Raw genomic sequence first — 14,562 nt, 5'->3', positions numbered from 1 at the left:
TGGGATCCAGCTGCTCACCCAACCATGCCACTGGCAGCAGCAACAGCATCAGCTGCGCGGACAGGCACCGCGGCTCGAAGTGGAGCGGAACAGCTTCCAACGTCAAATGAAGACCTCCTGCTGGGGGTAGCCCACTCGGGAAGGAGGCCTGCTGCCATAGAGGGACTGAAGCAGCAGCATGATTCCCAATCGACCCACAAACATACCCACCATCAGCACCAACTGGCCCCAACGATTGAGATTGGCAGTAACACCGACATCCAGTCCAACGGTGCAAAAGGCTGACATGCAGGTGAACAGCTTTTCAAGGAAATTGAAAGACTGAGCTGTTGGTTCTCCAGCCGTTGTTGGCCCGAGCCCGAGAAGCATGGTCATCAGGATCACGAACAGGCCGGAAGCCAGTGCGACGCCAACGGATTTGAACACAATCGGCGCGGGGATCTCGTGCCGCCCGATGACCACATCCTTGCGGCCCTCAAGCATCGAACGGGTGGTACCCATCAGCAGAACGAAGGTGGTGGTTTTGATGCCCCCACCCGTGCCACCTGGGCTGGCGCCGATGAACATCAACACGATCATCAGCAGCAAGCCTGCATCCGAAAGTGTTTCCATCGACAGCGGCACGGTGTTGAAGCCTGCGGTGCGTGTGGTGATCGATTGAAAAATGGTGACCTGAAGCTTCTCCCACAAGCCGAGGCTCGTCACCACACCATCAGGAGCGAATTGTTCTGTGAACAGCAGGCCCAGTGCCCCGATGGCGATCAGCAGCAGAGTGCTGCGCAGCACCAGCCGGGTATGGAGGGTGAGGCGGCACAGACGCCTGAGGCGGGAGCGGTTCTCCCACAGATCATTGGTGACCCGCCAACCGATACCACCGAAGACGATCAAACAACCGATCACGAAATTCACAACCGGATTGGCCTTATAGCCCACCAGGCTGTCGGCCCAAAGCCCAAAACCTGCGTTGTTGTAGGCACTGATGCAGTGAAACATTGAGGCCCAGAAGCGTTCACCAAGGTTGGTGATATCGGTGAAGCCAAAGAAGAACAGAATCAGCGTGCCCACTCCCATCACGCAGCCGGCGGTGATCAGGATCCGGTGAAAGGTGGGGCCGATTCCGCCCACCCCGAATTCATCCAGCATGCGTCCCTTGTCGAGGCGATGGCGCAGGCCGGAGCGGCCCTGCACAAACCCTTGCAGGAAGGTGGTGATCGCCATCAGGCCAAGCCCGCCTGTGATCATCAGCCCTGCCAGGGTCATCTGGCCAAAGAGCGTGAGATCCTTGCCCACATCGATGATCGACAGACCCGTCACCGTGATCGCCGAGGTCACGGTGAACAGTGCCTGCCAAAGGCCCACGTCGTCGCTGGAGCAGAGCGGCGAGGCCAGCAGCACTGTGCCCAACGCAATCACCAATCCACCGGTCACCACCGTGAACTGCGGCACCGTGAGACGGTGCCGCCAGGCGAGCAGGCGTCCCCATAGCTGATGAACCGAATGCACCATCACCGGCTCAGGGGAATTCAAGCAACGATCAACGTACTGGAGCGATCACCACAGCAGGAATCACCCCTCACGAAGGATTCTCAGCCGCTTTGCGCACGAAAGCCAGGCGGCGCTCCAGCAGCAGCAGGCCCAGCACCGTGGTGAGCGTCACCATGATCACCAGGGCGGAAAACTGTGACGCATTGATCACCCCGGCGCTCAGAGCCGTTGTGGCGAACACCAGTCCGGGCAAGCCCCTGGGGATCAGGCCGAACACCACCAGCCAGCGGTCCACCCCAGCGGCGCGGTCGGCCGCCGTGATGCCCAGGCCGCAGAGGAGCTTGGTGAGCACCGCCATCCCCACCAGGGCGGCGGCGAGGCTCCAGGCCTGGGGATCCAGCAGGGTCGCCGCCGGGATTCGCATCCCCACGCTGATGAAATACAGCGGCAGAAATACATCCGAGAGCACGGCCAGGGTGCGGTTCACCTCCGCTTGCGGCGGGCTGAGCCGGGCCAGCAGCACGCCACCCCAGAGAGCCCCCAGCAGGGAGGTGAGGCCGCTGGCTTCTCCCAACCACGACGACCCGATCAAAACCAGCAGGATCGAGAGCGGTGCGGTGGGCCGTTCGCGGCGGTGCTGGGCCCAGAGACCCACCGCCCAGTAGCTCACGGCGGCGGCAGCAAGGCCGAGCAGCGGGCCGGGCACCGCCAGCCCTACGCCACCCATCGGCACGCCTGCGCTGGCCATCGCCACCGACAGCAAGGCGATGGCCGGCAGATCGTCGAGCACGGAAACCCCCACCAACAGGCGACCCGAGGGGGTCTGAAGCCCCTGGCCGAGGGCCAGCACCCGCAGGGTCACCCCAGTTCCTGTGGCACTGAGCACCGCCAGGCAGAGGAGGGTCTCGCTTCTGGCCAGCCCGAAACCCTGGCTCAGCGGCAGGTAGGCCAGCAGGGGAGCCAGAAAGCTGAGTGCCACCGTGCGCAGCACGGCGTTGCGCCGCGCCGAGAGCACATCGCCGCGCACCTCCAGCCCCACCTGAAAGAAGAGGGTCAACACCCCCAGCTCGGTGATGCCGCTGAGCGGCCGGATCGCCTCGAACGGCAACACCGTGTTCCCGAGGATGAAGCCCACCGCCAGCTCCAGCACGATGGCGGGCACCGCCCAGGCCACCAGCCGGCCCGCTGAAACGCGAGCTGCCAGCACGCCGGTGAGCAGCACCAGCAGGGTTGTGAGCAGGGTCGGCATGGGCCTGTGGGTCAGAAAAGGCGCTTAGTGTTTTCGGTTGATCACCGCGTGTCTTCCTTGAGTCGCATGGATTCGCCTGCGTGGCACAACCTCACTGTGGAGGAATGCCTTCAGGAGCTGGAGGCCACGGCTGAGGGTCTGAGCACCGCCCAGACCGCCGAACGGCTGGCCCGGTTGGGGCCGAACAAGCTGGAGCTGGCGCCTGGCCGCAGCAACCTGCGCATTCTCTGGGATCAGCTCAGCAACGTGATGCTGATCATGCTGCTGGCCGTTGCCGCAGTGTCGGCCGCCATTGCGTTCTCGGCCCAGCGCTTCCCGAAGGATGCGATCGCGATTGTGCTGATCGTGGGGCTCAACGCCCTGCTGGGCTACCTGCAGGAAAGCCGCGCCCAGACAGCGCTGCTGGCGCTGCGCGAGATGGCCCAGCCGTTGGTCACGGTGCGCCGCGATGGCCATTGGGAACGGCTCACAAGCGAGCAACTGGTGCCCGGCGATCTGATCCGCATGGAAGCGGGCGACCGCGTGCCTGCCGATGCCCGTCTGGTGGAGGTGGCCGAGCTGGGCCTGCGCGAGGCGGCCCTCACCGGTGAGGCCGAAGCGGTGTTCAAAAAGGCGGATCTGGTGATGGAGGCCGCCACGCCGGTGTTGGAACGCCAGAACTGCCTGTTCCAGGGCACAGAGGTGGTGCGGGGGCGGGGCACGGCGGTGGTCACCGCCACCGGCATGGGCACGGAGCTGGGCCAGATCGCGCAAATGATCAACTCCGCCGGTGGCGAAACCACGCCGCTGCAGGAACGGCTCGATGGGCTGGCCACTGTGCTGGTGGGTTCCGCGCTGGCGCTGGTGGCGCTGGTGGTGCTGGGTGGCTGGTTGCTGGGCCAGCCACTGCTGGGGCTGCTGGAGGTGGCGCTGAGCATGGCTGTGGCGATCGTGCCGGAGGGTCTGCCCGCCGTGATCACGGTCACCCTGGCGATCGGCACCCAGCGCATGGTGCAACGGGCCGCCCTGATCCGCCGCCTGCCCGCGGTGGAGGCGCTCGGATCGGTCACGGTGATCTGCACCGACAAGACCGGCACCCTCACCTTGAACCGCCAGGTGGTGGAGGAGCTGCGTTGCGGCAGTCAGTCGATTGCGGTCAGCGGCAAGGGCTATGACCCCCACGGCTCCTTCACGGTGTCCGAACTCGCGCCGCCTGAAGGAGCCGTGCCTGGCATCACCGCTGGCGCCCGGGACCTGCTGCTGGCAGCCGGCGTGCTCTGCAGTGACGCCGAACTCAAGAAGGAAGAGGACGGCAGCTGGGACGTGCTCGGGGATCCCACCGAGGGGGCGCTGGTGGTGGCGGCCAGCAAGGCCAGGCTCGATGGCTTCGCCTTGCGGAGCCACTACAAACGCAAGGCCGAGATTCCCTTCAGCTCGGAACGCCAGCTGATGGCGGCGTGGGTGGACGACACCACTGGCACCCTGCAACAGCCCCTGGGAGATGTGAGCAAGGGCTCCAGCACGTTGTTGATCACCAAGGGCGCACCTGAGGTGATTCTTGGCTCCTGCGACCGCTGGATCGGCAGTCATGGCGTGGCGGTGTTGAGCGATCCGCAGCGGCAGTGGTGGGTGGAGCAGGCACGTCAGCTGGCGGCTTCAGGCCTGCGGGTGCTGGCCTTCGCCTGCGCTCCCCATCACACCAGCCCGGAGCAGTCGCTGGATCACCAGGTGTTGCTGGGGTTGATGGCCCAGCTCGATCCAGCCCGACCGGAAGTGGCTGAGGCTGTGGCCCGCTGCCGGGAAGCCGGCATCCGGCCCGTGATGATCACGGGGGATCACCCGCTCACCGCCCGGGCCATCGGGCAAGGGATCGGCCTCGTGGATGCAAACGCCGAGGTGGTGCTGGGCCGGGAGCTGGAGCAGTTCAACGATGCGAGGCTCCAGGAGGTGGTGAGCCGCTGCAGTATCTATGCCCGTGTTCCTCCCGAGCAGAAGCTGAGGATCGTGAAAGCGCTGCAGGCCAATGGCCAGGTGGTGGCCATGACGGGCGACGGCGTCAACGACGCTCCGGCCCTCAAGCAGGCCCATATCGGCGTGGCGATGGGCATCACCGGCACGGAGGTGAGCAAGGAAGCCTCCGACATGGTGCTGCTCGACGACAACTTCGCCACCATCGTGAATGCGGTGGAAGAGGGAAGGCTGGTCTACGCCAACATCCGCCGCTTCGTGAAATACATCCTCGGCAGCAACGTCGGCGAGCTGATCACGATTGCCTCCGCCCCACTGCTGGGCATGGTGGGCGTTCCACTCTCGCCGTTGCAGATCCTCTGGATGAACCTGGTGACCGATGGCGTTCCTGCCCTGGCACTGGCTTTGGAGCCCGGCGAGGAAGGGCTGATGCAACGGCCACCGGCAGAACCTGGTGAGTCGATCTTTGCCCGCGGCATCGGCAGCTATATCCTGCGGGTCGGCGTGGTCTTCGCTGTGATCACCATCGTGCTGATGGTTTACGCCGCTGGGTCGGGAGCCCCGTGGAAGACGATGGTGTTCACCACCCTCTGCCTGGCCCAGATGGGCCATGCCCTGGCCGCCCGCAGCGATCTGCCGCTGGTGCAGATCAACCCTTTTTCCAATCCCTGGCTGATCTGGGCTGTGGTACTCACCACCGGCCTGCAGATGGCCCTGCTTTACGTGCCGTTCCTGTCGAAGTTCTTCGAAACCACTCCGCTCAGCCTGCAGGATCTGGCCATCTGCGTTGGCTTCAGCCTGATCTTCTTCTCCTATCTGGAGATTGAGAAGCTGTGGCGGCTCTGGCGGCGCCGTGCCCATGCCGATGCCTGAGATTCATGGAATGGTGCAACCTGCTGCCAATGAGTTGCACCGCTGGGCCGAATCCTTTCTGGCACTGATCGCAGACACAGCCGAAACCAACCCGCTGCAGGGGTATGTGCTCATCGCTCTTGTCTTGCTGCTGGAGAACGTGATCCCGCCAATCCCCTCCGAGCTGGTGATGCCACTCAGCGGGTTTTTGATTCAGCAGGGCAAGCTTCAGTTCGTTCCCGTTGTGCTTGCCGCCTTGATCGGCACGTTGCTCGGGGCCTGCTTCTGGTACGGGATCGGTCGCCTGGTGAACGAGCAGAGGCTGGAACATCTGATTGGCCGGCACGGCCGCTGGTTCGGGCTCAGGCCAGCGGATCTGGCCGCCAGCCGCCGCTGGTTTTCCATCCATGGGCCAGCGGTGGTGTTCTGGGGCCGGATGATCCCTGGAATCCGGCCCTTTGTCTCCATACCGGCCGGCATTGAACTGATGCCACAGGGTTCGTTTCTGTTCTGGACGAGTGCGGGCAGCCTGGTCTGGATCCTGGTTCTGGTGACGTCAGGAATGGTGCTGGGAGCGAACTACCGCCAGATCCTGCTATGGATCGCACCCATGGGCAGCTTCGTGGTCCAGCTACTGCTCGTGCTGATTGCCTCCATGGGGGTGTGGGCGCTGGCCCAACTGCTGCGAAAAAACTCCAGGTGATCACTCACCAACTCGTGATCATTCACAGATCATCGATCGCAAACCACTGATCACGGGTCACCGATCACAGGCCAACGAGCAAAGAGCACAGACAGCCGATCACGAAGTTGCCCATGAGACGCCTCTAGGGAATGCTGGCTGATTCAGGGAGAGCAGCCAGCAGGCGGTTAGACGGAGTTGGCCCGCTGTTGTATAGCAGGGGGACCTGGCACGGCTCAGCCTGTCGCTGCGAACAGCGCAGGAAGGCAAGGGGGCTTTACTCAAGAAGCGAGTGGTCACGCAGTGAGTGGCGTGAGTGTTCCGAGGGGGCACAGCCTGAATCACTCTTCCCTGGAGCGCTCCTTGACGGGTTCCAATTCCAGATCGCTGGAGACGCTGGGTTCAAGCCTGGCGGTGATCACCACCAGCGCCATCAGGAAGAGCAACAAAAAGCTGGCGGCGTACAAACTGCCCAGCGTCTGCCGTTGCTGGAGCTGAGCCACACGGTGGCCACAGTCCGCACAGATCAACAATCCCTTCGCGTGGTTCGCTTTGGTGATCATGCGGCAACCGCAGCGTTCACAGGCCACGTTGACAGGTCAATCGCTGATTCAGTTTGGCAGCCCAATGGCAGCCAACGCAGCAACAACCATCACCACGCAGCCCAGGGGCGCCGCAGCACCAGAGCCGAGGCAATGGCCACGCTTAGCCGTCAAGTTCACCGGATGGATCACTGCCGGCAGGGGGCTTCACCGGTGGCGTCACGAGCACCTTGTCCACGCGGTTGCCGTCCATGTCCACCACTTCAAAGCGGTAGCCCAGCCAGAGGAAGTGATCCGAGGATCTGGGAATCCTCTCCAGGGCATGAATCACAAATCCTGCGAGGGTGTGATAAGTGGGCTGCTCATCGGAGCTGAGCAATTCCGTGCCGATACGGTCATCAAAGGCGTTGATATCCAGGCTGCCATCCACCAGCCAGGAGCCATCCTCTCGCGTCACAAAGGAAGGATCTTCGTTATCGTCGAGGTCGGGCAGATCGCCCACGATGCCTTCCATCAGATCGTTGAGGGTCACCAGCCCTTCCACGCCGCCATATTCATCGGTAACCAGGGCGATATGGATGCCCGCGCGCTTGAACTGCTCCAGCACACTCAGAGCACGGCTCGATTCGGCGATGTAGAGCGGTGGCTGGCACAAGGCCTCGAGATCCAGCGGCTCACGCCCCAGCTGGGCGTTGAGCAAACTGCGCACGCGCACAATGCCGGCGCAGTCGTCAAGGCTGCCACGGCCCACCGGAAAGCGCGAGTGGTTCGAATCCTGTACGTCAGCGAGAATCTCCTCCTCCGTTGCTTCCAGATCAAGCCACTGGATGTCAGTGCGTGGGGTCATCATCGTCTTGATGGTGCGATCACCCAACCGCAACACCCGCTGCACCATGTCGTGCTCCGTGGGCTCGAACACACCGGAATCTGCCCCCTGGCGAATCAATGCCTTGATCTCCTCCTCGGTGATGTCGGGCTCGGTGCTGGCGGACACATGCAGAGCCCTGAGCAGGCCATCGGTGGAGGCACCAAGCAGATGCACGGCGGGCGCGCTCAACCGCGAAAGGGTTCGCATGGCCGGCGCGATGGTGCAGGCGATCCTCTCCGGATGGGTGAGGGCGATGCGCTTGGGCAGCAGCTCGCCGATCACCAGAGAGAGGTAGGTGATCAAAGCCACCACCAGCGTGACGCTCAGCCCTTCGCTGTAGGGCCGCAGAGCCGGAAGCTGATCAACGAAGGGTTTGAGCTTCTGCGCCACCGTGGCGCCAGCCACAGCACCACTGAGCACGCCGATCAGGGTGATGCCGATCTGCACCGTGGAAAGAAAATCGTTCGGCGTTTCCGCCAGGCGCAGGGCGATACGCGCCGGCCTGCTCCCCTTATCGGCCAGTTGCTGCAGCCGCACCTTGCGCGCCGAAACAATCGCGATCTCAGAGCCAGAAAAGATCCCGTTGGCCACGATCAGCAACAGGATGAACAGAATCTCCAGCGCCAAGCAGGGGGGAAAAGCTCACGATGGATCGATTCTACAGATAGGTGCATGGCTTTGCCCGGATGGCCATGGCTTCCTGTCGCCTCCAGTATGACCAGAATCACGCATCATCAACGCGATCAGAGAAACTGAAGGTTGCAGCAGAAGAGCAGGTTCGATCATTCCACAGGGATGCCGCACCTGAACAACCCAGCTGATCTGCGCAGCTTCTACCACCAATCTGATGCATGTCTCGTGCTGGAACCCGACATCCAGGCGAACTCGATGACAGCCACCCGATCATGATCAACAGTGTCCATGATCAACAGTGCCGAGGACAGAGTAAAGCGAGAGACAGCAACAGCACGTTGAAGTTACCAGGCCATCGGCACCACCTTGGAAGCAACCGCAGACCGACAGCTAAAGCACATTTACCGTAGCAAGTTTCCCCCTGGCAAACTTCACACAGCCCATGCTGTAGATCGCAGTGCTGCCATCAGGGCAATGCTCACAGCAAAGCGCTCGCTTCAGGTCATCGGCAGCCATACGCTTGCCCAGTCCCTCAAGGCGCCTTCGCCATTCCTTCCAATGCTGTGGTGATGGTGCCCACCAACTCGTCGTCCAGTTCGGTGGCCGTGAGTTCATCGGCCACCAGATCCTGGATCAGGGGGTAGAAGCGCACATCAAACCACTTGCGGAACACCGGGTAGGTGCGCTCAGCCGGCCAGGCCCCGATGTCGCGGTGCCAGTAATCCAGCTCCGCTTCAAAGATCGCCTCGTACACCTCCGCGAGGATTTCCTCAGCCTCCTCCTGTGTGTCGTAATCGGGGATCAGGTACAAGCAGGGCTCCCGGGCTCCCGCCGAATCCACCTCCAGCTCCAGCCTCCGGGCCCAATCCAGCAATTGCTCACTGGGGTAGACCCCCACCGCGCAGCGGTTCACCACAGCCATGGCCACCTGGCGGAATAGCCTCACGCTAGGCACAGCGCGCTAGGCGGGCACGGTCACGGGTGTGCTGCAGCCAACCTGTGGCTCATGCCACGGGTGTCGTGGGGGCTGAGCTCAGCGCACCATCCGGTCCGCAGGTGACTGGCAGATGGCCGGTCTTCACCCAGATCGTGCAGCCAGTCTCACTCCAGGGCCTGTGCACACTGCCTGGGGGATGGCGCAACCACCTACCAGCCGGGTATGTGCCGTGCTCGTCCTGGAACACCCCCTCCAGCACGAAGATCTCCTCGCCACCGGGATGACCGTGCAGCTGGAACACCGTGCCGGGTGCCCAACGCACCAGGGCCACATGTTCGGAGCCGTACGCATGCAGTGGCAGCACCTCAAGCCCTTCCACAAGGCCAGGCAGCCAACAGGTGCTGCGGGTGTCGATGCAGACGCGCTGCTGATCGGCCGGATGCATCTGCTGCAGCTTCACCAGGATCGTGCAACCCGCCACGCTGAACGGGGCATGGCTGGAGCCCACCGGATTGCGCAGGTAGCTGCCGGCGGCGTAATCGCCCAGCTCATCTGAAAAGGTGCCCTCAAGCACCAGGAACTCCTCGCCGCCGCCATGGCGATGGGGGGGAAAGTGGCTGCCTGGTGCATAACGCACCAAGGAGGTGGCCCGCGCCACTCCCTCACCCTGCCGGTCGAGCAGGCGCCGCTCCACCCCCGGCATCGGCGAGGGAATCCAGGGGAGGGCGTGGGTGTCGAGCACCACGGGCCGGCTCAGATCAGCATGGAGATCCATGGCCTGATTCTGCTGGATCCCGGCAGACGCCTGGGTGCCAACCCCCTCACCGCAACTCCCGTGCGCCACCAAGCCCACCCCGGCCAGCGCCTAACTCCCCACGCGGATGCCGCGCAGGTTGTCCGTCAGGCCCAGCAGATTGAGCAGCCAGATGACGACAGCAATGACAACGACAATGTTGAGAATGTTCTTGATCTTGCTATCCATCGGAATGTAGTTGTTAACCAGCCACAACAACACCCCCACAACGATGAGTGTAACGAGAAGCGAAATCAGCGTCATTGGATAGCTTTCCAGAGTACGAGCGTCATGAACAGAGCCGATAGGGAGCTTGCATTGCAAGAACCGGAGGCGGCTCTCCTGGCAGCTCCATCACCATGCCCAGTCCATCTCTAGCCATACCTTTGCCCGTTCAGTCAACGAAGCCAGTGAAGAAGCGAGAAGCCAGGGGATCAACTCCAAGAGGATGCTGCAGATAGGAGGCAAACAGGAGGCAGATGTGCAGCAGGCCACAATCAGACGGGCAAGCCACGCTTGCAAAGACGTAAGCAAGGCACAGCATATTTCCTTGATTCATGAGCTGTGGCCAGGCCTCATCAGGGTGAACCGAGGCTGCATGCTCCACCCACTGGCTTCACACTCCCCATCCCTCACAAGGGACAGAAGAAGCCGATCACACCATGAATCCAAGTCGCCGCACGGATCTGGTCACAGCATCAGTCTCACAACAGCAGGAGGCTGATGACGGCAGTGGCTGATCAACCAAGTGGATGCATTCGCAGCGGGATCCAAGAACAACACAGAAGCACTGAGGGCATGGCCGCTGATCATTCTCTATTGAGAACCTCCCTCAGCCGCAGTCTTTCATCGCTGCCCACCTCTACCCCCGATCATGCTGACGTGACGGCTCCTTGACGCCTGCAGGCTCGCTGCAGCTTGAAGTGTCCGCCAGATCGTCGGGGCCTGCGAAGCCTCCCGCAGCACCTCACGGCACCACAGAAAGCGCCCCTCAGCGCCAGTACACCCCAGCGGCCGGCGCCCCGAACCCAACGCTGAGGCGAACCCCGGCACCGGAAGCAGGCCCACCCAGCCCAGCTCAGAGTGGCGCTGGTGTAAGCGATCATCTCCAGTCTCACCATCAGCGGCAGTTTCTGGCCTCTGGCCTTGAGTTCAAGCTCCAGCACGCTGGTGGTCAGCCTCCCCCATTCCTCCTGATCGAAGGTCACGACCCACATGGTTCGCCGGGGCGGCGCTGCGGCCCAGTGCATCGCCAGCTCGATCAGGGTCGCCAGCCCAGAGGCGGTCACGTCGACGCCGATCGAGTGCTGGGGCCCGTCGTAGTGGGACGCCACCAGCAGCGGGTCGAGCTGCGGGCGCTGGCCGGGGAGCGTACCAACCGTGATCGTCTCGCCAACGTCAGTTTCGACGACGAGGTGACAGTGGTGGCTGATCGGCGCTGAGGTGGTGGATCTGCTCAACGACCTCAGAACCAACGGTGCCGGTAATCACCAGCTCCCCAACCTGCGCGCCGGGGAGGAGCTCAACGTGGGCCTGCAGCTCAATCTGCCCGGTTGGTTCCCAACCAGGAGATCCTCAGCATGCGGCTGGCCTGGGAGGCGCCCGGCAGCGGCGAGCGCCAGAGTCTGGTCGAGCCCCTGCACCTGCCGTGAGTGGGAAGCGAGGAACTCGATCGAGGCAATCACGGCACCGCAACCCTCAATCTGAGTAATCTGCGCGCAAGCCTGTTGAAGATGCCCGCCTCATACGAAATCAACAAGGAACTGGAGATGGTTCATGAAAAGCTGTCACTGATGCTGAACGATCCCAAGCTCAGCCGCAAGCGCCTAAGCCGAGAGTCGCTGTGCTCCAGAACCAACCTCGATGAGGGGGACGATGAGCAGTCCTGATGTGGTGGCGATCGGAGATGTGCATGGCTGCGCCTCCCTGCTCGAGCAGGAACTCACCCCACACCTGGACTCCGGCGTGGAGCTGATCTTCCTGGGGGATCTGATCGATCGAGCGCCTGAACCGGACGGCGATCGCAAGGTGCTGGAGCGGGTCTGGCAGCTGCAGGACAACCCGGCGGCCTACGGCCTGGCGGGTGTGACCGTGCTGCGGGGCAACCATGAGCAGATGCTGCTCGAGTCATTAGCGGAATCGAAAGCAGGGCCGGCTTACGATCGATGGCGTTACAACGGCGGCGAACCCGCGCTCCTGCCACTGGCGAGCGAACACAGGGAGTGGTTCGAACAGTTGCCGGTCACGGCGATTCGCGGCGGCTATCTGTTTGTGCATGCCGGCGTGCGGCCAGGGGTGCCGTGGGAGCGCCAGGCCTTCGAGGATCTGATCTGGATCCGCAAGCCCTTTCTCTCCAAGCCCCATGGGCTTCCATACACCGTGGTGCACGGCCACACATTCCGCAACGATTTCCAGATCACCCACCTGCCGCACCGCATCGGGATTGATACGGGGGCCTATCTGAGTGGCAGATTGACGGCGCTAAGGATTGAGCCCGCCACGAAGCCGGGCAGCCCCATGGATCAACCCGGGCGAAGGGGGAGCTGGCGTCAATAAAGACGTGGATCAGGTCTGCACTGAAACCACTGATCTCACACCAGAGAGAGGGCACCAAACAGCTTCCGCCAAGTCAACAACGCGTCCAACAGCCAACAGCTGATCGGTAAGGAAAGCCGGCCGCAGTTCAGTTCTCGTTGCCGCCGCCTACTTCGGCGTTGCCCTGCTCGGAGGAGCTGTTGTCAGGCTGGGGTGTGGGCTCCATCTTCACCCCAAGGTCACGGCAGGTTTGCAGGGGATCAACGCCGGGTGCCAACCCGAGTGCCTTGCGCAGCGCGTCGAGTTGTCCGACGGATTGCAGGTCGATTGAGCTGGCGACCTGCTCGCAGGCCAACTTCTGGAGAGCCTGACCATCTGGACGACCGCAGCCTGCAAGCAAGGTGAAAGTCACACAGAGACTGACGGGGAGAAGCCTGGCCATAGACAGCTGTGGGGCGTTGCAAAGGTAGTACCACCAGTGGCCTGATGGCGGGATGGAAGCCTGACTTCAGCCAACGACATCCTCCCGGACTGGAGTGGGTGCCTTCGAGTGGTCAGTGCCGGCCCCTCATATCGTTAACCCCGGACAGGAGGAAGTGGGGTCGTCCATTCCCAATCGTAGGCATCACGTCAACAGACATGCAGCGTCGGGTGCCATAAACGGACAGACGGACACGGCTCTGGTCATCCAGCAAGCACAGAAGATTCAACAATCGGCCAGCCAGCCTCTGGCCGTAGTGAAAGTCAATCTCTCAGACGTACTGCGGGAGATTGGAACACAGCAGCATTCGTGCCTTGATCTGTCCTCTGAACTGGGCGCTCTCGACAACGCAAAAGGGGTCGCTGCAGCCATAGTCAAACCGTTTGCATTGCTCTCCTCTGGGATTGAAGTGCCAGCCATCAAGGCTCAGCCGTCGGTAGACCAGACAGCGGATCCAAAGCAGATGGCGCCGGGGGAGCAGCAGCTCACGGATCAGCGCCTGAAGATCTGCTGCTCGAAGGCTGCCAGCGGGACAGGGTGCCACTGGGTTGTGCGGCCATGGGATGCGAACAGACAGGCGCGACGTAGAAAGACGCTTGATCAATGTCAGGGGTTAGCGTCGCGGCCTGGCGTCGGATGGTCCGTCGGGCCTTCCTGGCTGCCGGCAGAGCCTTGCCTCTGAAGAAAACCAAGTGAGCTCATCGATCAGGCAAAACCTGTTGGCAGGAGCTGCACATAGCGCAAGTGAAAGCCCTGCGGGGTAGGACACATTGGGATTCAGCCAACCTGAGCAGTCCGTCTCCCTCCTGAGCTCGCGGTCTGGCAGCTGTAGCCGTGTGAACTCAGCGAGCTCTTCGCTGATACGCGAAACGTGGTGTTAAAAGCCCAGGTGGCTGCAAGAGATGCGGCCCTGCGGTATCCGGCGGTGCAGGCTGCTGGGGCGAGGCCGAGGCGCTGAGCAGTGGTGTTGCTGGAAAGGAATCCACAGGTGGAGGCAGAGATCCACGGCCTTTGGTATCAACTGTGCGCTGAACCTGGCGAACGGTTCTGGTGGGTTTCGTCATCGATGGACTGTCTGGTAGCTTTGGCTACACGCGTTGAGTCCGTACATCATGATAGAGGGAAGCACGCACCAAGCCAATACCCTAATGGCCTGTGAACTGTTGTCTAGAAGTACAAAGGAAAAGCAAGAGGTGAGATCACCGAAGATGCATAGAGGTAGTCGCTAAGTCTAAGCACTGCCGGTTAGTCATAAGCCAAAAGAACAGTGCTCCCTGGCCAACTCACAACTGGGGAGACGCAGTAAACAAACAAAACCTCACAAACCCGCAAGCGAGCCTAGTAGATACACTCATCGTTGGGATCAAACAAAAGGTTGAGCAACCACCTGATGTCAGCAGAAGCGACAGTGACTTGGAAAACGATGATGACAAGAATAACAATAGAAAAGAATCGGAAGTTGTTCCATAAGGCCAGCCTGGCTTAGGGAACCAAAGAATCGACACTGACCAAACACGACAAGAGATGATCAGAGGTTAATCGAGACAGACTCACGGCT

13 protein-coding genes are annotated in these 14,562 nt (G+C 62.0%); 4 read left to right on the top strand and 9 right to left on the bottom strand.

Annotated features, from left to right (window positions below; all coding sequences use genetic code 11):
- Positions 1-102 precede the first annotated feature (102 nt).
- The gene (locus ACWJI3_RS01225) at positions 103-1,506 is read right to left on the bottom strand and encodes a TrkH family potassium uptake protein (RefSeq protein ID WP_480202564.1); all 1,404 of its coding nucleotides are present in this window, start codon (positions 1,504-1,506) and stop codon (positions 103-105) included.
- A gap of 67 nt (positions 1,507-1,573) precedes the next feature.
- Positions 1,574-2,734, bottom strand: coding sequence for a cation:proton antiporter (locus ACWJI3_RS01220; protein WP_480202563.1), 1,161 nt, complete (start codon positions 2,732-2,734; stop codon positions 1,574-1,576).
- A 66-nt stretch (positions 2,735-2,800) separates the two neighbouring features.
- On the opposite strand from ACWJI3_RS01220, the gene ACWJI3_RS01215 reads away from it, so the two are divergent.
- Both ACWJI3_RS01215 and ACWJI3_RS01210 read left to right on the top strand, forming a co-directional pair.
- Positions 2,801-5,554: a cation-translocating P-type ATPase gene (locus ACWJI3_RS01215; RefSeq protein ID WP_480202562.1), complete on the top strand. Its 2,754-nt coding sequence runs from the start codon at positions 2,801-2,803 to the stop codon at positions 5,552-5,554.
- Positions 5,555-5,564: 10 nt separating this feature from the next.
- A complete protein-coding gene (locus ACWJI3_RS01210; RefSeq protein ID WP_480202561.1) occupies positions 5,565-6,236 on the top strand; it encodes a DedA family protein in 672 nt (223 codons plus the stop codon).
- Between the two features lie 320 nt (positions 6,237-6,556).
- Here ACWJI3_RS01210 and ACWJI3_RS01205 read toward each other — a convergent pair whose 3' ends face one another.
- From ACWJI3_RS01205 to ACWJI3_RS01180, 6 genes are all read right to left on the bottom strand, one after another.
- The gene (locus tag ACWJI3_RS01205) at positions 6,557-6,718 is read right to left on the bottom strand and encodes a hypothetical protein (protein WP_480202560.1); all 162 of its coding nucleotides are present in this window, start codon (positions 6,716-6,718) and stop codon (positions 6,557-6,559) included.
- 202 nt (positions 6,719-6,920) lie between these two features.
- Positions 6,921-8,252: a hemolysin family protein gene (locus tag ACWJI3_RS01200; RefSeq protein WP_480202559.1), complete on the bottom strand. Its 1,332-nt coding sequence runs from the start codon at positions 8,250-8,252 to the stop codon at positions 6,921-6,923.
- 538 nt (positions 8,253-8,790) lie between these two features.
- Positions 8,791-9,204, bottom strand: coding sequence for a hypothetical protein (locus ACWJI3_RS01195; protein WP_480202558.1), 414 nt, complete (start codon positions 9,202-9,204; stop codon positions 8,791-8,793).
- Positions 9,205-9,262: 58 nt separating this feature from the next.
- On the bottom strand, positions 9,263-9,970 hold the full coding sequence (locus ACWJI3_RS01190; RefSeq protein WP_480202557.1) for a cupin domain-containing protein: 708 nt from the start codon (positions 9,968-9,970) through the stop codon (positions 9,263-9,265).
- A 90-nt stretch (positions 9,971-10,060) separates the two neighbouring features.
- Positions 10,061-10,252, bottom strand: coding sequence for a Thivi_2564 family membrane protein (locus ACWJI3_RS01185; RefSeq protein WP_094510869.1), 192 nt, complete (start codon positions 10,250-10,252; stop codon positions 10,061-10,063).
- A 608-nt stretch (positions 10,253-10,860) separates the two neighbouring features.
- Positions 10,861-11,322 carry a M28 family peptidase gene (locus ACWJI3_RS01180; RefSeq protein WP_480202981.1) on the bottom strand — a complete coding sequence of 154 codons (462 nt, stop codon included), beginning with the start codon at positions 11,320-11,322 and terminating at the stop codon, positions 10,861-10,863.
- Positions 11,323-11,640: 318 nt separating this feature from the next.
- On the opposite strand from ACWJI3_RS01180, the gene ACWJI3_RS01175 reads away from it, so the two are divergent.
- On the top strand, positions 11,641-11,877 hold the full coding sequence (locus ACWJI3_RS01175; RefSeq protein WP_480202556.1) for a hypothetical protein: 237 nt from the start codon (positions 11,641-11,643) through the stop codon (positions 11,875-11,877).
- The gene (locus ACWJI3_RS01170; RefSeq protein WP_480202555.1) at positions 11,864-12,544 is read left to right on the top strand and encodes a metallophosphoesterase family protein; all 681 of its coding nucleotides are present in this window, start codon (positions 11,864-11,866) and stop codon (positions 12,542-12,544) included. The genes ACWJI3_RS01175 and ACWJI3_RS01170 overlap by 14 nt, the downstream gene beginning before the upstream one ends.
- Positions 12,545-12,671: 127 nt before the next feature.
- On the opposite strand, the gene ACWJI3_RS01165 is transcribed toward ACWJI3_RS01170, so the two are convergent.
- Positions 12,672-12,878 carry a hypothetical protein gene (locus ACWJI3_RS01165; RefSeq protein ID WP_255099516.1) on the bottom strand — a complete coding sequence of 69 codons (207 nt, stop codon included), beginning with the start codon at positions 12,876-12,878 and terminating at the stop codon, positions 12,672-12,674.
- Between the last annotated feature and the right edge of the window lie 1,684 nt (positions 12,879-14,562).

The sequence above is a fragment of the Marcopretia estuarina LEGE 06307 genome (assembly GCF_056633115.1).
The sequence above is the reverse complement of the archived record's forward strand: the minus strand, read 5'-3'. Positions and strand labels throughout refer to the sequence as shown.

Bases quoted from the DNA above. Each gene is read 5' to 3' on its own strand.
- ACWJI3_RS01210 (WP_480202561.1), top strand. From the start codon at position 5,565: ATGGTGCAACCTGCTGCCAATGAGTTGCACCGCTGGGCCGAATCCTTT.
- ACWJI3_RS01220 (WP_480202563.1), bottom strand. From the start codon at position 2,734: ATGCCGACCCTGCTCACAACCCTGCTGGTGCTGCTCACCGGCGTGCTG.
- ACWJI3_RS01215 (WP_480202562.1), top strand. From the start codon at position 2,801: ATGGATTCGCCTGCGTGGCACAACCTCACTGTGGAGGAATGCCTTCAG.
- ACWJI3_RS01185 (WP_094510869.1), bottom strand. From the start codon at position 10,252: ATGACGCTGATTTCGCTTCTCGTTACACTCATCGTTGTGGGGGTGTTG.
- ACWJI3_RS01190 (WP_480202557.1), bottom strand. From the start codon at position 9,970: ATGGATCTCCATGCTGATCTGAGCCGGCCCGTGGTGCTCGACACCCAC.
- ACWJI3_RS01170 (WP_480202555.1), top strand. From the start codon at position 11,864: ATGAGCAGTCCTGATGTGGTGGCGATCGGAGATGTGCATGGCTGCGCC.
- ACWJI3_RS01225 (WP_480202564.1), bottom strand. From the start codon at position 1,506: ATGGTGCATTCGGTTCATCAGCTATGGGGACGCCTGCTCGCCTGGCGG.